This window comes from Rhizobium sp. 05L419 (assembly GCF_056397845.1).
Window position 1 is genome coordinate 114,640 of record NZ_JBFTOF010000007.1, and the last position, 21,605, is coordinate 136,244.

The 21,605-nt window shown below is 61.6% G+C and carries 21 protein-coding genes; 12 read left to right on the plus strand and 9 right to left on the minus strand.

Annotated elements, in window-relative coordinates:
• Positions 1–48 precede the first annotated feature (48 nt).
• Genes AC1DMK_RS11665 through AC1DMK_RS11685 form a run of 5 tightly spaced genes read left to right on the plus strand, consistent with a single transcriptional unit; the run spans position 49 to position 4,985 of the window.
• On the plus strand, positions 49–912 hold the full coding sequence (locus tag AC1DMK_RS11665) for an ABC transporter permease (RefSeq protein WP_477859108.1): 864 nt from the start codon (positions 49–51) through the stop codon (positions 910–912).
• Positions 912–1,703: an ABC transporter permease gene (locus AC1DMK_RS11670; RefSeq protein ID WP_477859110.1), complete on the plus strand. Its 792-nt coding sequence runs from the start codon at positions 912–914 to the stop codon at positions 1,701–1,703. Before AC1DMK_RS11665 ends, AC1DMK_RS11670 begins: the two co-directional genes overlap by 1 nt.
• Positions 1,700–2,800, plus strand: a complete 1,101-nt coding sequence (locus AC1DMK_RS11675; protein WP_477859112.1) for an ABC transporter ATP-binding protein — start codon at positions 1,700–1,702, stop codon at positions 2,798–2,800. Before AC1DMK_RS11670 ends, AC1DMK_RS11675 begins: the two co-directional genes overlap by 4 nt.
• Positions 2,801–2,804: 4 nt before the next feature.
• The gene (locus AC1DMK_RS11680; protein ID WP_037061899.1) at positions 2,805–3,539 is read left to right on the plus strand and encodes an MBL fold metallo-hydrolase; all 735 of its coding nucleotides are present in this window, start codon (positions 2,805–2,807) and stop codon (positions 3,537–3,539) included.
• A gap of 12 nt (positions 3,540–3,551) precedes the next feature.
• Positions 3,552–4,985, plus strand: a complete 1,434-nt coding sequence (locus tag AC1DMK_RS11685) for an aldehyde dehydrogenase family protein (protein WP_477859113.1) — start codon at positions 3,552–3,554, stop codon at positions 4,983–4,985.
• A 132-nt stretch (positions 4,986–5,117) separates the two neighbouring features.
• On the opposite strand, the gene hutC is transcribed toward AC1DMK_RS11685, so the two are convergent.
• The gene (hutC, locus tag AC1DMK_RS11690; RefSeq protein WP_037061896.1) at positions 5,118–5,873 is read right to left on the minus strand and encodes a histidine utilization repressor; all 756 of its coding nucleotides are present in this window, start codon (positions 5,871–5,873) and stop codon (positions 5,118–5,120) included.
• Between the two features lie 186 nt (positions 5,874–6,059).
• On the opposite strand from hutC, the gene AC1DMK_RS11695 reads away from it, so the two are divergent.
• The 6 genes from AC1DMK_RS11695 to solA all read left to right on the plus strand — a co-directional run bounded on the left by AC1DMK_RS11695 (position 6,060) and on the right by solA (position 11,908).
• Positions 6,060–6,899: a transporter substrate-binding domain-containing protein gene (locus tag AC1DMK_RS11695; protein WP_037061894.1), complete on the plus strand. Its 840-nt coding sequence runs from the start codon at positions 6,060–6,062 to the stop codon at positions 6,897–6,899.
• A gap of 105 nt (positions 6,900–7,004) precedes the next feature.
• Entirely contained in the window at positions 7,005–7,730 is a 726-nt protein-coding gene (locus AC1DMK_RS11700) for an ABC transporter permease subunit (RefSeq protein ID WP_037061892.1), read from the plus strand.
• A gap of 10 nt (positions 7,731–7,740) precedes the next feature.
• Positions 7,741–8,445: an ABC transporter permease subunit gene (locus AC1DMK_RS11705; RefSeq protein ID WP_037061890.1), complete on the plus strand. Its 705-nt coding sequence runs from the start codon at positions 7,741–7,743 to the stop codon at positions 8,443–8,445.
• 28 nt (positions 8,446–8,473) lie between these two features.
• On the plus strand, positions 8,474–9,250 hold the full coding sequence (locus AC1DMK_RS11710) for an ABC transporter ATP-binding protein (protein ID WP_477859116.1): 777 nt from the start codon (positions 8,474–8,476) through the stop codon (positions 9,248–9,250).
• On the plus strand, positions 9,247–10,740 hold the full coding sequence (locus tag AC1DMK_RS11715) for an HAL/PAL/TAL family ammonia-lyase (protein WP_477859118.1): 1,494 nt from the start codon (positions 9,247–9,249) through the stop codon (positions 10,738–10,740). The genes AC1DMK_RS11710 and AC1DMK_RS11715 overlap by 4 nt, the downstream gene beginning before the upstream one ends.
• A 10-nt stretch (positions 10,741–10,750) precedes the next feature.
• On the plus strand, positions 10,751–11,908 hold the full coding sequence (gene solA, locus AC1DMK_RS11720) for an N-methyl-L-tryptophan oxidase (protein ID WP_477859120.1): 1,158 nt from the start codon (positions 10,751–10,753) through the stop codon (positions 11,906–11,908).
• Positions 11,909–11,912: 4 nt separating this feature from the next.
• Here solA and AC1DMK_RS11725 read toward each other — a convergent pair whose 3' ends face one another.
• The 6 genes from AC1DMK_RS11725 to AC1DMK_RS11750 form a co-directional block, all read right to left on the minus strand.
• A complete protein-coding gene (locus AC1DMK_RS11725) occupies positions 11,913–12,983 on the minus strand; it encodes an ABC transporter ATP-binding protein (RefSeq protein WP_477859122.1) in 1,071 nt (356 codons plus the stop codon).
• Complete coding sequence (locus AC1DMK_RS11730) at positions 12,980–13,909, minus strand: PfkB family carbohydrate kinase (RefSeq protein WP_477859124.1); 930 nt, start codon at positions 13,907–13,909, stop codon at positions 12,980–12,982. The genes AC1DMK_RS11725 and AC1DMK_RS11730 overlap by 4 nt, the downstream gene beginning before the upstream one ends.
• Entirely contained in the window at positions 13,910–14,932 is a 1,023-nt protein-coding gene (locus AC1DMK_RS11735) for an SIS domain-containing protein (protein ID WP_477859126.1), read from the minus strand.
• Positions 14,929–15,774, minus strand: coding sequence for a carbohydrate ABC transporter permease (locus AC1DMK_RS11740; RefSeq protein WP_037061880.1), 846 nt, complete (start codon positions 15,772–15,774; stop codon positions 14,929–14,931). The genes AC1DMK_RS11735 and AC1DMK_RS11740 overlap by 4 nt, the downstream gene beginning before the upstream one ends.
• Positions 15,774–16,658 (minus strand): carbohydrate ABC transporter permease, encoded by an 885-nt coding sequence (locus AC1DMK_RS11745; RefSeq protein ID WP_037061879.1) that lies wholly within the window; start codon positions 16,656–16,658, stop codon positions 15,774–15,776. Before AC1DMK_RS11745 ends, AC1DMK_RS11740 begins: the two co-directional genes overlap by 1 nt.
• A 73-nt stretch (positions 16,659–16,731) precedes the next feature.
• Positions 16,732–17,970, minus strand: a complete 1,239-nt coding sequence (locus AC1DMK_RS11750) for an extracellular solute-binding protein (RefSeq protein WP_037061878.1) — start codon at positions 17,968–17,970, stop codon at positions 16,732–16,734.
• Between the two features lie 221 nt (positions 17,971–18,191).
• On the opposite strand from AC1DMK_RS11750, the gene AC1DMK_RS11755 reads away from it, so the two are divergent.
• The gene (locus AC1DMK_RS11755) at positions 18,192–19,397 is read left to right on the plus strand and encodes an ROK family transcriptional regulator (protein ID WP_477859129.1); all 1,206 of its coding nucleotides are present in this window, start codon (positions 18,192–18,194) and stop codon (positions 19,395–19,397) included.
• 58 nt (positions 19,398–19,455) lie between these two features.
• On the opposite strand, the gene AC1DMK_RS11760 is transcribed toward AC1DMK_RS11755, so the two are convergent.
• Together AC1DMK_RS11760 and AC1DMK_RS11765 are read right to left on the minus strand one after the other, a co-directional pair.
• Positions 19,456–20,454 carry a Gfo/Idh/MocA family protein gene (locus AC1DMK_RS11760; RefSeq protein WP_477859131.1) on the minus strand — a complete coding sequence of 333 codons (999 nt, stop codon included), beginning with the start codon at positions 20,452–20,454 and terminating at the stop codon, positions 19,456–19,458.
• 80 nt (positions 20,455–20,534) lie between these two features.
• The gene (locus AC1DMK_RS11765) at positions 20,535–21,443 is read right to left on the minus strand and encodes a LysR substrate-binding domain-containing protein (RefSeq protein ID WP_477859133.1); all 909 of its coding nucleotides are present in this window, start codon (positions 21,441–21,443) and stop codon (positions 20,535–20,537) included.
• Positions 21,444–21,605 lie beyond the last annotated feature (162 nt).

Consider the following 21,605-nt stretch of genomic DNA (forward strand, 5'->3'; position numbering starts at 1 on the left):
CCATGACCCTCCCCCTTGAAAGGGGAGAGGGAGGACGGAGCCTTGACCATGGCTACCCTTTCTCTTGACGATACAGAGCAACGCAAGGCCTGGGGTTTCGTCGCTCCCGCACTTGTCTGGACGATTGCATTTTTCGTAGCGCCGTTTCTCCTCATGGCGGCGATGAGCCTCTGGGCACAGCAAGGCGGTTCGATTGTCCGCGTCTGGAATTTCGGCAACTACATTGCTTTCTTCGAGAAGGACGCTCTGTTGAAGGGCCTGACCAACTCGCTTGAAATCACCGTCGTCGTCACGATCCTTTCCGTTCTGCTAGCCTATCCGCTTGCCTGGATCATTGCCGAGCGCGTGCCGCAACGGTTCCAGCGAGCAGCACTGATACTGGCTGTTTTGCCATTCTGGACGTCTTATGTCGTTCGTTCCTATTCCTGGCTGCTGGTCCTCTCCCGCAATGGAGTGATAAACCAGGCCCTGATGCAGAGCGGCCTGATCAGCGAGCCGCTTGAACTTGCCAGCAATCGCACGGCCACTGTCATCGGTTTCGTGCATTTCTTCGTCATGCTTCTGACGCTGACCATCTATGCCAATCTCGTGCAATTGTCGCCGAACTACAGGCGGGCGGCGGCCGACCTCGGCGCCAACGCGTTGCAGACCTTCTGGCATGTCGTCCTGCCACTGACGCTGCCAGGCATCATGACGGGCGCTTTCCTGACATTCGTACTGTGCATCGGCGACTACGTCACGCCGCAGATTCTCGGCGGCAACAATGAACTCGTGCTTCCCCAGATCATCATGCTGCAGCTCGGGCGCCGCGCCGATTTTCCGATGGCCGCAGCATTGTCGATCATCCTGATGCTCGTAGTCACCGCAGCCTATCTTGCCTGTGCCCGCTGGCTGAAGATCGAGAGGGCGTGATGGCAGCCAACAAAATCTCGACATGGCTGGCAATGGCCTATGCCGGCCTGATCTTCGCCTTCATCTTCCTGCCAGTCGTGGTGCTGGTGCTTTTCTCGTTCCAGGACGGACGTCTGCCCGTCCCGCCGTTCAACGGTTTTTCCCTGCAGTGGTATGAAGCGGTCTTTGCCGACCGCAAGCTCATGGCGGCGCTATTGCATTCCTTCCTTGTCGCGACGATCTCCTCGTTCGTCGCCTGCCTGCTCGGGTTCCTGGCGGCGTATGCACTTGCTCGCTACAAGCTGCCCGGCTCGGCATGGCAGCGTGGTCTGCTGATCGCGCCAATGACGGTCAGCTATCTCATCATCGCGCTGGGGCTGCTCACGGTCCTCAACACGCTGGGCATCGGGCTGTCGCTCTGGACAGTCGGCATCGGGCACGTGGTCATCAACCTGCCGCTCTGCTTTGCGATTATTTACGCGTCGATGGGCGACCACCACATCAACATCGAACGGGCTGCCCGCGACCTCGGCGCCAATGATATGAAGGTCATGATGCTGATCACGGCGCCCATGCTGATGCCGTCGCTGCTTGCCTCCTTCTTCCTCTCGGTGACTTTCAGCTGGGATGAGTTCATCATCGCTTTCCTGCTGTCGCGCTTTGACGTCACGCTCCCCGTCGAGATCTGGAGCCTCTTGCGCTCTGGTCTCAATCCGAAGACCAATGCCATCGGGTCGTTGGTGTTCCTCGTCTCTGTCATGGTGCTGATCGTGCTGGAGCTGTGCCTGTTCGGAAGGACCAAGAAATCATGACCGCCCCGGTTTCGATCGCCAACGCAACCAAGACATTCGGCAGTTTCACCGCACTCGATGACGTTTCGCTCGATATCGCCGCTGGCGAGTTCATCGTGCTGCTTGGGCCTTCGGGATGCGGCAAAACCACGCTTCTGTCGATCCTTGGCGGCTTTCTGTCGCCGACCAAGGGACGGATCGCGATTGGCGGCAGGGAGATGACCAACGTGCCGCCGGCACGCAGGCCGACGACGACAATGTTCCAGGACTACGCGCTGTTTCCGCACATGAAACTAAAGGAGAATGTTGGCTTCGGCTTGCGGATGCGCGGTGTCGGCAAGGCCGAGCGTGAGGTGCGCGCGAAGAGCTTTCTCGACCTCGTCGGCCTCAGGGCCGCGGCCGAGAAGAAACCGCATGAGCTTTCCGGCGGCCAGCGTCAGCGCGTGGCGCTTGCGCGTGCGCTTGCCGTGGATCCCGACGTGCTTTTGCTGGATGAACCGCTTGGTGCGCTTGACCTGAAACTGCGTCGCCAGATGCAGGACGAACTGAAGGCGATCCAAAAGCGTGTCGGCACGACCTTCGTCCATGTCACCCACGACCAGGAAGAAGCGATGGCGATTGCCGACCGGATCGTGGTGATGAACCAGGGCCGTATTGAGGATTTCGGGCCGCCGACCGACATCTACATGCACCCGCGCTCGCTGTTTTCCGCCGCCTTCATGGGCGAAGTCAATTTCCTGCAGGGCACAGTCCGGTCGCTGGATGCAGTCGATGCGCAGGTGGAAACAGCGCTTGGACGGATCGACCTCGCACGGCAGAATTTCACGGCCGCGCCGCCGGCAGAAGGGCAGAAGGTAACCCTATGCATACGCCCGGAGCACTTGCGCCGCGGCGGCCAAGCAAGCGAGACGCTGACAGCGCTCGGCGATGCCACCGTGACGAGCGCCGCCTTTTTCGGTACCCATCACCGTTGTCATTTGAGGTCCGCGCAGGTGCCGGATCTCGCGATCATCGCACACATGCCCCAGTCGGCCGATGTCGCTGTGGGCCAAAATGTGGCGCTCGCTGTCAACGCTGCAGGTGTCGTCGCCCTACCGACGCCAAGTCGCGGACACTGAACCGATGGAACGCATCAGCGCGGATAGATGGTATGCGGTCCGGCGTCTCGACGACGATGTCACTGCGATCTCTGAGCCCTACATTCAGGAGTTCTACCGTTGCAACATCTGGCATGTGCGCGGACGAGATCGCGATATGCTGGTCGACAGCGGCATGGGCGTTGTTTCGCTGCGCGAATGGGTGCCGCTCGTCACTGAGCGCGATCTGATCGCTGTCGCAAGCCACACCCATTTCGACCATATCGGGTGTCATCACGAGTTCGAGTGCCGCGCCGTGCATGCGGCCGAAGCCGACCTGCTTTCAAACCCCACCCGAACGAACACGCTCGCCGATCCCTATGTTGCCGACGACATCTTCAGCGCCCTTCCTCCCGAACCCTATTGCTCCAAATGCTACGCGGTTAAAAAGGCGCCTGCGACCCGCATCCTCCAAGAGGGTGATGTGATCGACCTCGGCGACAGGAGCTTCGAAATCATCCACACCCCTGGCCACTCTCCGGGCGGCATTGCGCTTTGGGAGAAGAAGACGGCAACGCTGTTTTCCGGCGATATTCTCTACGACGGACCACTCATAGAAGACACCTACCATTCCAATGCGGAGCACTATCTCGCCACGATGGAGCGGCTTTTGAAAATTCCTGCCCGGGTCGTCCACGGCGGCCATTTTCCGAGCTTCAGCGGCGAGCGATACCGGCAGTTGATCACCGACTGGCTTACCGACAAGACAAACGCGAATTGAGGAGGGCAGCAAATGCGAGACAAGCGGAAATTCTACATCAACGGCGAATGGGTAGCCCCACTTGCCGAAAATGACCTTGAAGTCTTGAACCCGGCGACCGAGCGGCCCGTAGCCGTGATTTCCATGGGGACAGCCGACGATATCGACCGCGCCGTTGCGGCTGCGAAGACGGCGTTTCCAAGCTATAGCCGTACCAGCGTCGAGGAGCGCCTGGCGCTGCTGGAGACGCTGCTCGCGATCTATAAACGTCGCTACGACGAGATGGCACAGACGATCACGCTGGAACTCGGGGCGCCGATCACCATGAGCCGCGAGCAACAGGCCGACGTCGGCGTCGGCCATCTGCAAGGCTTCATAGATGCCCTGAAGCGCCTCCAGGCGCGCCAGGTGCTGGGAAATGGCGACGTCGTGTTGCGCGAGCCGATCGGTGTCTGCGGCCTCATCACACCCTGGAACTGGCCAATCAACCAGATCGCGCTGAAGGTCGTTCCGGCCCTGGCTACGGGCTCGACCTGTGTGTTGAAGCCCTCCGAATTTACGCCGTTGAATGCCATGCTTTATGCCGAGATGATCGATGAGGCGGGCTTTCCTGCGGGCGTCTTCAATCTTGTCAACGGCGACGGTGTCACTGCGGGCGCGGCACTGTCAAGGCACCGGGACGTCGACATGATGTCGTTTACCGGCTCGACACGTGCAGGCATCGCAGTCAGCAGGGACGCGGCCGAAACGGTCAAGCGCGTTACGCTGGAGCTCGGTGGCAAGTCTCCGAATATCGTCTTCGAGGATGCCGATCTTGAGGATCGGATCACCGGCAGCGTCCTTGAGTGCTTCAATAACTCCGGCCAGTCCTGCGATGCGCCGACCCGGCTGCTGGTCCAGGCGTCGGTCTATCAAAGGGCGGTCGAGATCGCCGAGCGCGTCGGTCGCGAGGCCGCGGTCGGCGACCCGGCACAAGAAGGTAYGCACATCGGACCGGTGGTCAGCGACGTCCAGTTCAAACGCGTGCAGGCGTTGATCGAGGCCGGGATCGCCGAAGGCGCGCGAATGCTTGTCGGGGGGCCCGGCAGGCCAGACGGCTTTAAAACCGGCTATTTCGTCAAGCCGACCATCTTCGCCGATGTCGACAACTCGATGCGGATTGCCCGCGAAGAGGTGTTCGGTCCGGTGCTGGCGATCATGCCGTTCGAGACCGAAGAGGAGGCGATCACGATCGCCAACGACACCAACTACGGTTTGGCCGCCTATGTGCAGACCGGTGATCCGGCGCGTGCAGAACGCGTCGCTGCCCGGCTTCGCGCCGGCATGGTGCATATCAACGGTGCGCCGCACCGCTACGGCAGCCCTTTCGGTGGCTACAAGCAATCAGGAAATGGACGCGAGGGCGGCATGTTCGGCCTTGAAGATTTCCTGGAGGTGAAAACGCTCCATCGTCCGGACGCCGCTTGAGCGGCGTCGGCGGACCGCCGTCAGTGTGCCAATCCGACGCGCCGTCGCGGTGAAAAATCCCGCCGCCCGAAGCGGCGACGAATCCTTATGCCCAAGGACGACGGCATAGGTACCATATACAACCTCGGTGGATTATTCCTCAAAAACCTTGCCGCTTCGGGTCTCCAGGCGGTAGCGGTAGCCAGGATAGACAAGCCGTGCGGTGGAGACGACATGCCGCTCCGACCATGTTCGGCGGCGGATCGTCAGGCACGGCTCACTCCTCAGGATGGTCAGCAACTTACATTCCCAGGCCTGGGGCATGGCCGCCTCCACAATGTGTTCTGAGCCGCTGAGCGGCGCTGCAGCCGTCAGATAGACGTTGGGGGTGAGGGAGGAGAAGTCCTGCGAAAGGTAGTCGGGCGCGGCTGCCGGATTGACGAAGCGGTCTTCGATCTGAACTGGCACACCATTTTCGCTGTGGACGATCAGGGAGTGGAAGACAGGCGCCGCGATGTCGAGTTCAAGCGCGTCTGCGACCTCCGGAGAGGCTGCTTCCTGGGCAAGAATGACGACTGACGCCTCGTGCGTGTGGCCGCGCTCAGCGATCTCGTCGGCGATGTTGCGGACCTCAAAAAGCGCCGAATAGCCCTTGCGCTCGGCAACGAATGAGCCGACGCCCTGGATGCGCACAAGCTCCCCCTCTGTTGCCAGTTCCCGCAGGGCGCGATTGGCCGTCATCTTGCTGACGCCAAGCTCGCTGACCAACTCGTTCTCCGAGGGCACGCGATGCTTGGGCGGCCACTCGCCGCTATGGATGCGGTCTAGAATCATCTGCTTGACACCGGCATAGAGCGGTGAGGTATCGTTCTGCGCCAGCTCACGCTTCATTTCGCCAGGACGCTTCATTGCCTATTCCTTTTGCACGAACGGAATTCGCCCGATAAACCGACTTTCCTCTTGCATATCATAAAATATCTCATATGGTACCCTATACAACCTGCCGATCACCTTCTTTGGAAGTGGGCAGGCAAGCCGGCGGAGACCGGTCGATCCAGCCGCAAGGCCAATTGTAACTTCAGAGGAGATCCTTCGATGAAATTCAGCACGCTTCTTCTTTCAAGCGCCATGGCGCTCTCTGCCTTTGCAGCCCCGGTTGCTGCCAAGGACTGGACGACTGCCACGATCACACTTGAGGGTGCCTATGCACCATGGAATATGACCAATGCCGACGGCTCGCTCGGCGGTTTTGAACCGGAACTCGCCAAGGTGCTCTGCGAGCGCGCCAAGATCGACTGCAAGCTCGTCGCGTCCGATTGGGATGGCATGATCCCGGCACTTAATGCCGGCAAGTTCGATGTGATCATGGATGCGCTGTCGATCACCGACGATCGCAAGAAAGTCATCGGCTTTACCATTCCTTATGCCGCAACACCGGCAGCGTTTGCGACCGCCAAGGATAGCCCGCTCGCAAATGCGGCCGGGACCGGCGCAACGATCAAGATGACGCCGGGCCAGACCGGCGTGAAGGAAGTCGACGCGCTCAAGGAGGCCTTTAAGGGCAAGACCATCGGCATCCAGGCGGCCACCGTCTACGCGAAGTTCGTCTATGACAATTTCGGCGACATAGCGGATATCCGCGAATACAAGACCGGTGCTGACCGCGACCTCGACCTGCAGAGCGGACGTATCGATCTCGGCTTCGACGATGCGGTCTATTTCGCCAACGCGTTCCAGTCCGCAAACGATGCACTGGCATTTACCGGTCCCGAAATCGTCGGGTCGATCTGGGGTGAGGGCGAGGGCCTTGGTATTCGCCAGGCGGATACCGATCTGCGCGACAAATTCAACGAGGCTATCAAATCGGCGCTCGCCGACGGCACTGTGAAGGACCTCTCCATGAAGTGGTTCAAGGTCGACGTCAGTCCGCAATAACGCTCGACCGGCGAAAGCCGGGGGTCCCGGTCTCCGGCTTTGCTGCCGGGGACCGCATGCTATTCTGACACCGTCGAGAAAGTGGCGGGCGCGGGGACACGGGGTATGGCAACACTGGAATTGATTGGATTCGGCTCTACTGGATGGGGTGCCTTGCTTCTGCTGGCGGCCCTGATGACGCTTTGCGTCACGGCAACCGCGCTTTCAATCGGCGCAGTCCTTGGAGCGGTGGTCGCCGCCGCGAAACTGTCCAGAAGCGTCCTTCTCGCCACGCTGGGCAATGTATACACGACCGTCTTTCGCGGTGTGCCGGAACTCCTGATCATCTATCTCATCTACTTCGGCGGCTCGTCTGCGATCACCTCCATAGGCAAAGCGATGGGCTACGAGGGTTTCCTCGGTCTGCCGTCCTTCCTCGCCGGCGCGCTGGCGGTCGGTATCATTTCCGGCGCCTATCAGGCAGAGGTGTTCCGCGGTGCCTTTCAGGCAATATCGAAAGGCGAGCTTGAGGCCGCTTCGGCGATCGGCATGCCGCAAAGCCTGCGTTTTCGTCGCATCATCATTCCGCAGGTCCTGCGCTTCGCCATCCCGGGCCTTGGCAATGTCTGGCAGCTCAGCCTCAAGGACTCCGCGCTGATCTCGGTCACGGGCCTTGCCGAGTTGATGCGCACCAGCCAGGTGGCGGCAGGCTCAACGCGGCAGTACTTCCTGTTCTTCATCGTCGGCGGCGCGCTCTATCTCATTTTGACCAGCCTGTCTGATCGCGTCTTCAACGGAGCAGAGCGGCGGGCAAACCGCAGCATGCCGACCGCGGCCATGGGCAAGGCTTGAGGATCGTAGAATGGATTTTGCATTTCTMACCCAGACCATGATGACCTTGCTTAAGGCCGTGCCGATGACCTTGGCGCTGTTTTCCGTCGCGGTCTTCTTCGGCGGCATTCTCGGACTGTTGATCGTCTGGATGCGTGTCGGTGGCAATCCGGTGCTTTCGGCGGTCGCCAAGGGCTACATCTTCGTCTTCCGTGGTTCGCCGCTGCTGATCCAGATGTTCCTGGTGTTTTATGGCCTCGGTCAATTCGGATTCATCCGCTACTCGTTCCTCTGGCCGTTCCTGCGCGAGCCCTTCGTCTGCGCTGTACTGTCGCTGGCACTGTGCACCGCAGGCTATTCGGCGGAGATCTTCCGCGGCGGCATTCGCGCGGTCTCGCCGCGCGAGATCGAGGCAGCACGCTCGATCGGCATGTCCGGCCCGCTCCTCGTTCGGCGCATTCTGGCGCCGATTGCCTTCCGTCACGCGCTGCCGGCCTACTCGACCGAGATCGTGCTGATGATGAAATCGACGGCGCTCGCCAGCCTGGTCACCGTCTGGGAAGTCACCGGGGTGGCACAGCGCCTGATTTCGCAGACTTACCGGACGATGGAAGTCTTCCTCTGCGCCGCCATCATCTATCTCGTTCTCAACTTCATCATCCTGCAGGCCATGTCCTTGCTGGAATACTCGCTCTCGCGACATCGCCGCGCGGCCCCGCCGGCGCTGAAGGCGTAGCAGCGAAACGACCACGATTGGAGCTTTCATGCCAGGTGTCACACGACTTTCCGTTCGCAACATCCGCAAGAGCTTCGGGACGCACGAAGTCCTGCGAGGCATCTCTCTGGATGCGCAGGATGGCGACGTCATTTCCCTGCTCGGTGCGTCCGGCTCGGGCAAATCGACCTTCCTTCGCTGCATCAATCTGCTGGAAACCGCAAGCGACGGCGAGATCTGGGTGGATGGCGAAGAAATCCGCATGGTGCACAAGGGCGGCAAGAGCCGGCCGGCAAGCCAGAAGCAGGTGGATCACATCCGCTCCGAACTCGGAATGGTGTTCCAGTCGTTCAACCTCTGGTCCCACATGACGATCCTGCAAAACGTCATCGAAGGGCCGGTTCACGTTCTGAAGCGCGCGCGCGCCGACTGCATTGTCGAGGCAGAAGCACTGCTGGAGAAGGTCGGCATTGCCGACAAGCGCCATGCCTATCCGGCACATCTGTCCGGCGGGCAGCAGCAGCGCACGGCGATCGCGCGCGCGCTTGCCATGAAGCCCAAGGTCATGCTCTTCGACGAGCCAACCTCGGCGCTCGATCCCGAACTTGTCGGCGAGGTGCTGCGTGTCATGCGCGCGCTCGCCGAGGAGGGCATGACGATGCTGGTCGTCACGCATGAGATGAGCTTCGCCCGCAATGTCTCCAACCGCGTTGTCTTCATGAAGGAGGGCCTTGTGGAGAGCAGCGGAACGCCCGATGAGATGTTCGGCGGTGGCGGGTCGCCGGCCTTTCGCCAGTTCATCGGCCATTTCGGAAGCGGCCAATGACCGTCATCATCGAGACCGTGCTTGGTTGGCGCGACGTGGCGCGGATCGGGGCAGGGCACTCGCTTGCGCTTTCGCCTGCGGCATGGGMGCGTGTGGATCGCGCCAGCCGGATCGTCGAGCGCATCGTTGAAACAGGCATTCGTGCCTATGGCGTAAACACCGGTGTCGGCGCTTTGTCCGATACCGTCATCGACCGCGCGTCGCAAAGCCGGCTGTCACGGAATATTGTCCTCAGCCATGCCTGCGGTGTGGGCGACCTCCTGGCGCCGCGGGAAGTGCGCGCCATCATCGCAGCGCAGATTGCCAATTTTGCGCACGGCCATTCCGGCGTGCGGCCCGACGTCCTGCGCCACCTCGCTGCCTTCCTGGCAAAGAACTGCATTCCGGACGTGCCATCACGCGGTTCGGCAGGCTATCTGACACACAACGCGCATACGGCGCTCGTCCTGATCGGCGAAGGCAGCGCCTTGGTTGCTGGCAGGCGGATGAGCGGCCTCGAGGCATTGGGTTCGATCGGCCTTACGCCCCTGGTGCTTGGAGCCAAGGAAGGGTTGAGCCTCGTCAACGGCACGGCTTGTGCCACCGGTTTGTCGAGCGTCGCGCTCGCAAGGGCCGAGCAGCTTCTTGACTGGGCGGATGCCATCGGCGCGCTGACGCTTGAGGCAGCCGGATGCCAGACGGCCGCGTTCGACGAGGCCGTCCTTGCGCTTCGTCCGTCGCGTGGCATTGCACAGGTCGGTGCCTCGTTGCGCCGTCGCCTGGAAGGCAGTGGTCTCATCGCCGCTGCGGTGGGGCGGCGCACCCAGGATGCACTTAGCCTGCGCTCGATACCGCACGCCCATGGCGCGGCCCGCGACGTGTTCGACACGTCGGCGGCAGTGGTCGATCGGGAACTTGCTTCGGTGACGGACAATCCGGCAGTGTCGGGAACGCCCGAGAACCCGGTCGTCTCGTCCGAGGCGCACGCGGTTGCTCCAGCACTTGCACAGGCAGCGGATAGCCTGGCAATCGCAATTGCGCAGATTTCGGCGATGAGCGAGAGGCGCATGGATCGGCTGATCAATCCGCTCGTCAGCGCCCTGCCGCCATTCCTCGCCAGCGATGCTGGCAGCAATTCCGGTTTCATGATCGCACAGTATACCGCAGCTGCCCTCAGCAACGAGAACCGCCGGCTTGCCGCGCCCGCTTCCACCGACGGCGGGCTGACGTCAGCCTTGCAGGAGGATTTCCTTGCCCACCCGACCGCTGCGGCAAACAAGCTGCTCTCGGTGATCGACAACGCCGAGTATATTTTGGCGATAGAGCTGATGGCTGCGGCCCAGGCCCACGATTTCCTGGTCAAGACCGGATCGCGTGCTGAGGGTACCGACGTTATTCATGCGCTCGCCCGCAAGGCCGTTGCGCATTATGACGACGATCGACCGCTTTCCAACGATATTGAGAGGCTGCGGACACTGTTGCAGGAAACGTCGCCGCCTGCTGTCGCCTGAAGGAGCCAGAATGACCACCGAGTTTGATGTTGCTGTGATCGGCCTTGGTGCGATGGGCAGCGCAGCCCTCGCATTTCTCTCGGCGCGGGGGGTAAGGGCAATCGGCATCGATGCCTATTACCCGGCTCACGCCTTGAGCTCCTCGCATGGAGACAGTCGCCTGATCCGGATGGGCTATTTTGAGGACCCATCCTATGTGCCGCTCCTTCAGCGCGCCTATCGGAACTGGCGCTCACTGGAAAAGAGGCTTGCCGCCGACGTCCTGACCATCACCGGCGTGCTGCAGATCGGTGCGCCCGACAGCAAGATCGTCCGCGGGACGCGTGCATCCTGTGAGATGCACGGCCTGCCGCATGATGTCCTCGACAAGGAAGATATGGCGGCTCGGTTTCCCGCCTTTCAACTCGATGACGGCGAAATGGCAGTCCTTGATCCGCAGGGCGGCTATCTCAGGCCGGAGGTGGCCGTCATGGGGTATCTGAAGCTTGCGGCCCAGGACGGAGCCGTCCTCCACTTCGGCGAGCGCGTGTTGGCGATCGAACCCGATGATGGCGGCGTGACGATCCGGTCGGCCACCGGCCGGTATCGGGCAAGGAAGGTGGTCGTTGCGACCGGTTCGTGGATCGCGGAGCTTGTGCCGCAGCTCAAGGACCATGCCGTTCCGATCCGCCAGGTCGTCGCCTGGTATCAACCGCGCAATGGCTTTGCGACAGAACCGCAGCGCATGCCCTGTTTTCTGCGCGACGAAGGCGCGGAGGGCTCCTATTTCGGGTTCCCGGCGATTGGGGTAGACGGTGTCAAAGTCGGGCGGCACGCCCATTTTCGAGAACCGATCGATCCCAACCGGCTCAATCCTCCAGTCAACGATGCGGACACGGCCCTCCTCGACAGCTTCATCGGCAAACGCGTGCCAGCCGCGGGTCTGCGTGTGAACGCCACGACATGCCGTTATACCATGCTGCCCAGCGAGGATTTCCTGCTGGACCTCGTACCCGGCAATCGAAATGTCGTCGTGGCTTCGCCGTGTTCCGGTCACGGTTTCAAGTTCACCAGCGTCGTCGGAGAGATCCTGGCAGATCTGGCGCTTGAAGGCGGCACGGCACTTCCGACTGCCGCCTTTTCCTTTGATGCGATGGACCGCTTCATTGCGGCCCGAGCGCCGGCCTGAACGTTCAGCGGCAGCGCAGCCCTGTTTCTGGATCGAAGAGGTGGACGGCTTCAGGATCGAAGTCGAGCGTCAACTCCTGGCCGGCACTCAGAAGCGTGCGGGGCGGCAGGCTGGCCATCAAGCGCTGTTCTCCAACAAACGCCGTGACAACGAGTTCGGGGCCGGTCAGTTCGGCCACATCGCATCGCGCACCAATCTGACCGCCATTGCCGCCCAGCCGCAACGTCTCCGGGCGGATGCCGAGGATCAGCTTGCGTCCGTCGTCCGGCGCGGTCTTCAAGGATGTCGGGAGCGGCACACGGCAATCAGTTCCATCGATCGTCAGATTGCCGCGCTTCACCGTCGCCTTCAGAAGGTTCATCGGCGGCGCGCCAACAAAGGTGGCGACATAAAGGGTCGCCGGCTGGTCGTAGATTTCGGCGGGGGTCCCGAGTTGTTCGATGCGCCCGTCTTTCATCACGGCGATCCGGGTTGCAAGCGTCATCGCCTCGATCTGGTCGTGCGTCACATAGACGACCGTCGTTTTCAACATCTGGTGCAGGCGCTTGAGTTCGGTGCGCATCTCCATGCGCAGCTTGGCGTCGAGATTGGACAGCGGTTCGTCGAAGAGGAAGACCTCCGGCTTGCGGACCAGAGCGCGGCCAATGGCGACGCGCTGGCGTTGGCCACCTGAAAGTTGTCCCGGTTTGCGATCGAGCAGACCCTCGATCTGGAGAAGCCGGGCGGCGTCGCGCACCGCCGTGTTCCGCACGTCAGCCGGCACCTTGCGCATCTCAAGTCCGAAGCCGATGTTGCGGTGAACGGTCAGGTTCGGATAGAGCGCATAGGACTGGAAGACCATGGCGATGTCGCGGTCTTTCGGATGCACGCCGAGAACGGACCGATTGCCGATGCGCACATCGCCGCTGGTTGCATCGGCAAGCCCGGCGATGATGTTCAGCAGTGTCGACTTGCCGCAACCGGACGATCCGAGCAACACGAGGAACTCACCGCTTTCGAGAGCGATGTCGATGCCCTTCAGTGTCTCGACGTCGCCGTAGGTCTTGCGAATATTCTGGATCTCGAGTGCGCTCATCGCGTGGTCTCCTCGGAAGCCGATGGTCCGCCATAGCTGCGGGGAAGGGTGGAAATGGCACGCGAGGCCACGTCGCAACCTGCCGATAGGCAGGCTGCGAGCGGTCTGCTCTCGGCAAGGGCGGCGAGGAAGGCGGCATTGAAGACGTCGCCGGCGCCGATCGTGTCGACGACCTTGACCTTGGGGGCTGACACCGAGATCAGCTGACCGTCCGGCCCGATGCCAACAGCCCCATCGGGGCCTCGTTTGACGACGACAACCGCGCCATCTGGCATATGGGACCTGATTTCGCGGGCCGCTTCGATCGGGTCGTCGAGGCCGGCGAGCGTGGTCGACTCGACCTCGTTGAGAAGGGCGACCCTACAGCGCGAAAGCCAGTTTCGCGTGTCTCTGCAATTGTCGTCCGTCCAACCGTCGAGGGGCCAGCCGGTATCGAGTGCCACCGCAATCCCGTGCCTGTCTGCCCAGTCGAAGAAAGCATGATAGTCCCGTGTCAGATCATCCGTCAGGAAGGAGCCGCAGAGAAGGGCATAGCCGCCCGACATTTTCGAGCCATCGACAACTGCAACGACGTCGGCGAGGCTGAAACGGGGCAGGTGCCCGCGGGTCGTGAAGAACGTGCGCTCGCCGTCTGGATGCGTGATGCCGACGGAGAGCGTGGTTCCCTCTGGCCGAACCGGCCACTTTTCGGCACGCGATCCGAATGCTTCGCTTAGCCAACGGCCAAACTGGTCATCGCCGACATTGGCCGCGATCTGGAAGTCGACGCCGAGACCCTGCCAGGCGAGTGCGCTGTTGCCAGCTGCACCACCGACGCGCAATTCGTCATGATCGACGATGATCTCTGTGCCCGCCTTCGGCCATGGTGCCGCGGGACCGAGAATAAGATCGACGTTGACGTTGCCAACAACTGCAAGAGGTCGCATTCATTCACTCCGGGTGATCTTGGTCGAGCGTACAGGGGTGCCGGCATTGGCAACACGCGCATCGGCAAACGCGATCATCAGTCGCTGCGCCGCAGGAAGCATCGCCAATATGGCGGCGAGGCCGGTGGCCGGCGTGAAGCAGACAGTGACAGTTCCGGCGACAGGCTCTTTGCCCGAGGCGTCGAACACCACGACAGGCGCGCCGGTCTCGACGGCCGATACCGCCATTGCCGTGACCAGGCTGCAGGTATTGTCGTTTCCCCGGAAGAGGACGACGCCAATCCTGGGGCCGAGCATTTCCATCGGGCCATGCCTCAGCTGGCCACCTTCCAGTGAAAAGCAGGGCAGCCGCGACAGCTCGGTCAATCCGAGCGCAAGCGCCTCCGCAACGCCCTGCAGGCGGCGGCCGGAGGTGACGACGGTTGCGACGTCAGCCAATGCCGAAAGCGCAGGGCCGATATCTGGTTCTTCGGGCGTGGCGAGGGTCGCGAGAGCGCTGGCCGGGTCGTCACCGAGGGCTGCGAGAATGGCGAGGTGCAGTGCGAAGGTGACGGTGAGGCTGCGGGTTGCGGCGAATGCCAGTTCCGTGCCTCCGGCTCCCGTGAGCGAGGTGACTGTGCGCGCAAGGAAGGAACCGCCCTCCAAGGTCAGTCCGAACGTATCCCTGGTTCCGCCAGTTTCGTTGAACCAGCGCACCACTTCGGCGCTCTCGCCGGACTGGGATGTGATGAGAACGGTTCTGCCGACGAGCGACAACGGTTGCCCCAATTGTTCGGACAGCGGCGATGCGATGGCATCGATGCCGAGCGCGCGATAGAGCGGCTCGACGGCGCGGCCGACGGCGTGCGACCCGCCCATGCCCAGCAGGAGCAGCTTGCCTGTCTTGCGCAGCGATGCCGCGATGGTCTCTGCCGTCGCCTTCGCTGTGCCGTATGAGGCTAGCGCATCGTGATGCTGACGCGCCATTTCCCGATCGATGGCGAGAAGGCCAGCAGGTCGTGTCTTTAGCTCGGTCATGATCATCCCTTTACGCCGCCGCTGGTCAGCCCCGAGATCAGGGCGCGTTGCATGACGAGACCGACCAACACCGGTGGCAGGGCGGCCAGCACGCCGGCGGTCGCGATCAGTCCATAATCGGAGACACGGCCACCAGCCAGATCGGCAATGGCAACCGTCAGTGTCTTGGCCCGCTGATCGGAGGTGAACAGCAGTGCGTAGAAGAATTCATCCCAGGCAAGCAGGAAGGCAAACAGCGCCGACGTCGCGACAACGGGCATGGCCAGCGGCAGCGTGATGATCCTCAAGGTCTGGAAGAGGCCCGCGCCATCGATCATCGCCGCAGCCTCGATCTCCTTGGGGATGGAATCAAAGCCCGATTTCATCAGCCAGGTGGTAAACGGCGCAAGGATCGTCAGATAGACGAGGGCGAGCCCGAAGACGTTGTTCAGCAAGCCGAGATGCGACAGGCCCATATAGAGAGGTACGGCCAGTGCCACAGGCGGCAGCATATAGGTGGCGATCACCATCGTCAGCGACCAGCCGACCGATGGCGTGCGCGAGACTGCCCAGCCGGCGGGAATGGCAAGCGCGATTGCTGCGATCGTCGCCATGCCGGCCACTTCGATGCTGTTTCGAAGCGACGAGGTGAAGGCGCCGCCTGCGCTGTTTTCCAGCCTCGAGAGCAGCACCCCGTAGCGAGAAAAGTCCATCGACTGTGGCCACCAGCGAAGCGGTTTTGCGGCAAGATCGGCAGCCGGTGAGATGCTCATGATGAAGAGCCACAGGATCGGCGCCAGAATGATGGCGGCGAGAAGCAGGGCGCAGAGGTAGATGAAGGCGGTGAAAACGGGGCCTCTGCGTTCCATCAGGCGGCACTCCCTGCGGTCTTGCGGACAAGGGCGGCATAGGCTGCGGCAAGCACGGTGACCAGGAGCGTGACAATGAGCGCAAGCGAAGCACCTGATCCGGCACGCTGAAAGGAAAAGGCCTCCTGATAGACGAGGATCGACAGCGTTCGCGTGCTGTTGGCCGGCCCGCCGCGGGTCATGACCCAGATGATATCGAACACTTTGAATGCTTCGATCGTCCGCAGAACGAGCGCGACCATCAACGGACCGGCGAGATAGGGCAGGATGACGAAGCGGAAGCGCGAAAATGGTCCGGCACCATCGACCAGGGACGCTGCGGTGATATCGCGCGGCACCGCTTGCAGGGCCGCAAGTGCAATCAGGGCGACGAGCGGAAAATTCTTCCAACAGTCGGCGAGGATCAGGGCCGCCAGCGCGGTACCGGGCTCTCCGAGCCATGAGCGATAGGCGTCGATCAGACCGACCTGCATCAGGGCTGCATTGAGCGCGCCATATTCCGGATTGTAGATCAGGCGCCACAGCGTTGCGTTGACGACAGTTGGCAGTGCCCAGGGGAGTATCATTAAGGCGCGCAGCACGCCGCGGCCGTGGAAGTTCTGGTTGAGAAGAAGGGCAGCGAGAACGCCGATCACCATTTCAGCGGCAACGGAGACGATCGCAAACCACGCGGTGGTGACGAGCGTGCGCTGGAAATTCGAGCCGGAGATCATCTTCACGTAGTTGTCTATACCGACGAAGCTGCCTTCTGTGCCGACGAGTTTGGCGTCGGTGAAGGACAGGCTGACTGTATCGATCAATGGCCATCCGATGACGGCTACCATGACCACGAGCAGCGGCAGCATCAAAAGCCACGCACGGGTTGTCATCCAGGTGCCGGACATTGGGCGCCCTCTCAATTCATCGGTATGGAAATGAAGGCCAGGCGGCGCTTGCAGCCGCGTGGCGGTTCGTCGCTCAGAGGCCGCTGTTGTCGGCAGCGGACTTCAGCGCATCTTGCGGGGAAGACTGGCCGAGCAGGGACTCCTGGATTGCCTGCTGAAGGGCAGTCGAGAGCTCCTGATATTTCGGTGTCGTCGGGCGCGGATACATGGCGGCAAGACCGATCTTGGCGGCAGAGATCAGTTCTTCCTGGCCCTTGGTGACGGCAGGGTCGTCATAGGACGACGCCCAGATCGGCAGGCTGAGCTTTGCATACTGATTCTGCGTGGCCTGCGAGGTCATGAAGGCGATGTACTTCCAGGCCTCGTCCGGATGCTTGCTTGCCGACGTGATGCCAAGGCCCATCGAACCGTTGACGGCGGATACCTCACTCTTTCCGGCAACGCCTGGTGCAGGCACGACGCCCACCTTGCCTGCCACCTTGCTGTCCTTGGGGTCGTTTGCCATGTTGTACATGTAGGTCCAGTTCAGCGCGAAGGCCGCGTCACCGTTTTCGAATACCTTGCGGACATCCTCTTCAAGGAACTCCTTGGAGTTCGGGTTGGTCAGGCCCGATTTATAGCTTGAGACCATGTAATTCAGCGCATCGAGACCGCCACCTGTCTGGAAGGCGGGCTTGCCGTCCTTCAGGAAGTCACCCTTGTAGGCACTGACGAGCGTCGTGTAGTCGCAAATGGCGGCTTCGGCCTGCGACCAGCTCCATGCGATCGGGGTGGCGAGCAGGCCCTTGTCCTTGATGATCTTGGCCTGTTCGGTCAGCTCGTCCCAGGTCTTCGGCGGATTCTTGATGCCAGCCTTTTCCAGGATTTCCTTATTGTAGAACAGGTATTTGGTGTCCAGAATCCAGGGCATGCCGTAGTACTTGCCGTCTGCCTGAACGGTCGTCCAGGCGCCGGGCAGGACGCCCTTCTTCGTGTCGTCGGAGATGCGCGAGGACACGTCGACCAGAACTTTGTTGCTCGCATACTCAGCAGGCCAGATCACATCGAACAGCACGACATCGTAGCCGCCGCCCGAGCCCTGAGCCAGCACCGTCTTGTCGTGCAGGCCTTCGTAGGGAACGAATTCCAAGTTTACCTTGACGTCAGGGTTTGCTTTGCTGAATGCATCCGTCATGGCGCGGACATCGGCTTCGCTATAGGCCGCCTGTGCCATGAACAGTGCATTGATCGTGGTTTCGGCAAAGGCATGCGGAGCAAACGACGCGCCGAGCAGAGCTGCACCGAGCAGTGTCTTGTTTAAGGATTTCAACATTCCAGCCTCCAGTTTTTTGACATTCACGCGTGTTCCCGAGGCGGCTGTGCGTCGCACCGGCTGTCGAAAAGGCACCGGGTCTGCCGGCTGCCAAATTTCGGAGCGTCGTCGGAGCCGTTGCGGCCCGCTGCGTTCCCGGGAACTCTTCGGTTCCTTATTAAGTCAATTGTCTTGACTTATTTGTTCTTCAATATTCTATTGGTGTCAAGAGGGAATTGCACATGAACGAAACGCGCCCGATCCGGGCCAAGAGCGGCACCAACCATGAAGGCACCAGCGCCCATAACCGGCGGGTGATGATCGATGCGCTACGGATGAACGGCGCGCTCTCACGTGCCGATCTGGCGCGAGCAACAAAGCTTACCAAGCAGACCGTTTCCAACATCATCGATGAACTGGAGCAGGATGGATTGGTGAGCTCGCAGAATGTCGTCAGAAAGGGCAGAGGTCAGCCGTCGACCCCCTATGGTCTCGTGCCCGAAGGTGCTTTCGCGATCGGCCTGCAGATCGATCGGCACATCACCAGGGCGCTCGCCGTCGATCTCATGGGCAATATTCTGACGCGGGCGGAGGCGAACCTGACGCCGGACGGCCCCTCAAGTGGCGTCAAGGTCATTCTCGACCTGGTGGAGACTGTCAGACGTGATCTTGCAAAGCGTGCCAGTCAATCGGAGCGGCGTCTTGTTGGTCTCGGCGCGGCGATGCCCGGCCCCTTCGGCGTCGAGGCAAGCGCCGATGATCCCTGGATGATGGCTGCGTGGCAGACCTTTCCGCTGCTTGAGATGCTGGCCGCAGGAACCGGACTTGAGGTCGGGCTCCAGAACGATGCGGCCGCCTGCGCGACAGCCGAGCGCATGGTGGGCGCCGCACACGGGCTTGACCATGCCGTATGCCTTTATCTCGGCTACGGTATCGGCGCCGGCCTGATCCTCGGAGGGGAGCTTTACAGCGGTGCAAACGGAAACGCCGGTGAGATCGGCATGGCGCTTCTGTCTCCTGGAGGGCGCTCTGCGCCACTCGAACATCGCGCCTCCCTTGCCTCGCTTTATCAGCACTTGCGGATCGATCCCGCCGACCCTGAGCTCTACTCGGCGATCGACGACCTTGCCTCCAGCAGCGATGCCAGGGTTTCGTCCTGGATCGAGGAAGCCGCGATGGATCTGCGCTGGAGCGTCCATCTGATCGAGACCATCTTCGATCCGCAGACCGTCATCTTGTGCTGCGGCGCCCCCGAAGCACTCGGCCGCCGCCTTGTCGCGGCGATGGAGCCGTTGCTGCCATCGATCTCCAATCGTCCAGGCCGTGTCGTTCCGCGCTTTCAGCTCGGCATGACCGATCCCTGGGCGGTCGCGCTCGGCGCTGCGGCTGAACCCATCAGCCGCGCCTTCGACCCGCGCTTCTCGGCCATCCTGAAAGGTGCCGGGTAGCCGCGCGTTCGCCAAGGCGAATTTCAGCGGCGACCCGATGCTATTGGTCGGAAAAACCTCAAAGCGGGGGCGAGGTCCTGCACAGCGCTTCCCATTCGCTCAGCAGTTCCATGATTTCGATCGAATCGCCGAGGCGCGGCGAGGGGCGTTCAGCCTGCTTGAGGCCCAGGCTGAGGCAGCGTTCGACAACGCGAACCTGGTGACCAAACGCGTCGATGTCTGACCAAACCCGGACCTGTTCGGGTTCTTTGCCGTACTCCTCGATGTCGAGGATGTTGTCGCCGGCAATCGGCAGCCACGGGTTCGTTACAAAGCGCGCCGCGCCGAGGTCGCCGCGAACCGTGAAATCGAAAGACATGCCGTAGCTGTCGGTCGATTGCAGTGTCGCGAGTGTTCCGGTGCCGAAGCGAACGGCCAGGGCAGCATCGCAAATATTGTGATCCCTGGGCGAGAGGTTTCCGTGGCCGCTCATCACCCTCTTGGAGAAAGCCTCGGGGCCAAAGGCCGTCTGGATGACGTAGTGCAGCAGTGAGGCTGGATAGCAGCCGAGATTGTAAAGCGTGCCATTTCCCTTGGGGTTGACGACCTTCCAGATGTCGGCCGCGTAAAGGCCCGCGATGGAGCGGATGGCGCCGAGGCGACCGGATCGGATGATATTGCCAAGCTCGGCGATGACGGGATGGTTGAGGTACATCAATCCCTCAAGAAAGAAGATGTCTGCTGTCTGCGCTGCGTCCGCCATTGCCTGCGCATCGGCCATCGTCGTCGCCAGGGATTTTTCGCAGACCACGGCCTTGCCGCGTTGAGCTGCCTTGATCACGGCTTCGTGGTGCACGTTGTTAGGCAGGCCGACATAAACGACGTCGATCTCCGGTTCGTCGACGAGGGCTTCAATCGTGGCGTAGCTTTTTGCAACGGCGTGCCGCTTGGCGAAGGCCTCAAGGCGCTTCGGGTCACGGCCAGCGACGGCTTCGATCCGGGAGCCGTCGCTGGCCTGAATAGCGTCCGCCATCGTGCTCGAGATGAAGCTTGTCCCGAGAATTCCCCAACGCAGCATTCCGTCATCCTTCCGTTCAATCGCCGCCATCGCGGCAATTGCTTGTTCTAGCGCCTGCGAACCCCGATCGCACAGGGATATTATAATGCTGCAAGGGGCAGATTTGCTGCCTTTGCCTCCGCAACCAGCCAGGCACGCAAGGCTGCGATGGACTTTCGGTCGCGATCAGCCACCCGGCAGCAAAGCCGGTAGCCGGCCGGCCGGGCAGTGAAGCCGAATGGAGCAACCAGACTGCCCGAAGCCAGTTCGGCTTCGATCGATGCACGCGGTGCAATCGTGAAGCCCATGCCGGCTTTGGCGGCGCTCAGCGCCAGCACGAGGTCGCCGAATTCGGTGCGCTTGTGAAAGCGGACCGGTGTGGTCCCGCTTTCGCGAAACCAGTCGTCCCAGAGGTATCCGACGTCGCGGGCGATGATTGCGGTCGCCTTTTCCAGGCCGGCGGACATATTCGCCGCCACCTGGGGACTTGCGACAGGGCCGAATTGGTCGTCCATGAACTGCGTGGCCGAAATGTCTGGAAGGGGCCGGTACTCGCCGCCCGCCACGATGGCGTCAATATCTGGTGCGTCAGACAGAGTGACGCTGACGGGAACTGGCACCACCTCGATATCGAGCGACTTTATATCCGCCTGAATGCGTGGCAAAAGCGCAACAAACCAAGCAGATGCCATCGGCATCGGGACGCCGAGCCTCAGTCGCAGCCTCTGTTCTTGAGACGATATCTCGTCGGCTGCCCGCACGATGATCGCAAAGGCCACGCCGATCGCGTCTGCAAGGCGGCGGGCGGTGTCGTTCAGGCTGACGCGCCCACTCTCCCTGTTGAAGAGCGCGACGCCGAAGTGATCCTCAAGGCTTGCAAGCTGCTGGCGTACCGCACCCGGCACGACGCCAAGATCGGCCGCGGCGGCCCGCAGGCTGCCGCACCGCGCCAACGCATCGAAGGCCCTCAGTGCATTGAGCGGGGGAAGGGAGGGGCGTTTGTCTGCCATAGAGGGTTCACGGTCCAAGCACGGAAGTGCCCAGCGTTTTCGGTCGCGGCCTGTCCGATGTCAACCGATCCCCGAACAGCGGCGCTGGGAGCGTGTGATCTATTCCGTTTCTGCCAGCTTGCAAAATTATAGATAAAAGTACATGCATATCTATATTGTGAT

Excerpts from the sequence above, each read along its gene's own strand:
- AC1DMK_RS11665 (WP_477859108.1), top strand. The coding sequence starts at position 49 with ATGGCTACCCTTTCTCTTGACGATACAGAGCAACGCAAGGCCTGGGGT.
- AC1DMK_RS11670 (WP_477859110.1), top strand. The coding sequence starts at position 912 with ATGGCAGCCAACAAAATCTCGACATGGCTGGCAATGGCCTATGCCGGC.
- AC1DMK_RS11675 (WP_477859112.1), top strand. The coding sequence starts at position 1,700 with ATGACCGCCCCGGTTTCGATCGCCAACGCAACCAAGACATTCGGCAGT.
- AC1DMK_RS11680 (WP_037061899.1), top strand. The coding sequence starts at position 2,805 with ATGGAACGCATCAGCGCGGATAGATGGTATGCGGTCCGGCGTCTCGAC.
- hutC (WP_037061896.1), bottom strand. The coding sequence starts at position 5,873 with ATGAAGCGTCCTGGCGAAATGAAGCGTGAGCTGGCGCAGAACGATACC.
- AC1DMK_RS11695 (WP_037061894.1), top strand. The coding sequence starts at position 6,060 with ATGAAATTCAGCACGCTTCTTCTTTCAAGCGCCATGGCGCTCTCTGCC.
- AC1DMK_RS11700 (WP_037061892.1), top strand. The coding sequence starts at position 7,005 with ATGGCAACACTGGAATTGATTGGATTCGGCTCTACTGGATGGGGTGCC.
- AC1DMK_RS11710 (WP_477859116.1), top strand. The coding sequence starts at position 8,474 with ATGCCAGGTGTCACACGACTTTCCGTTCGCAACATCCGCAAGAGCTTC.
- solA (WP_477859120.1), top strand. The coding sequence starts at position 10,751 with ATGACCACCGAGTTTGATGTTGCTGTGATCGGCCTTGGTGCGATGGGC.
- AC1DMK_RS11725 (WP_477859122.1), bottom strand. The coding sequence starts at position 12,983 with ATGAGCGCACTCGAGATCCAGAATATTCGCAAGACCTACGGCGACGTC.
- AC1DMK_RS11730 (WP_477859124.1), bottom strand. The coding sequence starts at position 13,909 with ATGCGACCTCTTGCAGTTGTTGGCAACGTCAACGTCGATCTTATTCTC.
- AC1DMK_RS11735 (WP_477859126.1), bottom strand. The coding sequence starts at position 14,932 with ATGATCATGACCGAGCTAAAGACACGACCTGCTGGCCTTCTCGCCATC.
- AC1DMK_RS11740 (WP_037061880.1), bottom strand. The coding sequence starts at position 15,774 with ATGGAACGCAGAGGCCCCGTTTTCACCGCCTTCATCTACCTCTGCGCC.
- AC1DMK_RS11745 (WP_037061879.1), bottom strand. The coding sequence starts at position 16,658 with ATGTCCGGCACCTGGATGACAACCCGTGCGTGGCTTTTGATGCTGCCG.
- AC1DMK_RS11750 (WP_037061878.1), bottom strand. The coding sequence starts at position 17,970 with ATGTTGAAATCCTTAAACAAGACACTGCTCGGTGCAGCTCTGCTCGGC.
- AC1DMK_RS11755 (WP_477859129.1), top strand. The coding sequence starts at position 18,192 with ATGAACGAAACGCGCCCGATCCGGGCCAAGAGCGGCACCAACCATGAA.
- AC1DMK_RS11760 (WP_477859131.1), bottom strand. The coding sequence starts at position 20,454 with ATGCTGCGTTGGGGAATTCTCGGGACAAGCTTCATCTCGAGCACGATG.
- AC1DMK_RS11765 (WP_477859133.1), bottom strand. The coding sequence starts at position 21,443 with ATGGCAGACAAACGCCCCTCCCTTCCCCCGCTCAATGCACTGAGGGCC.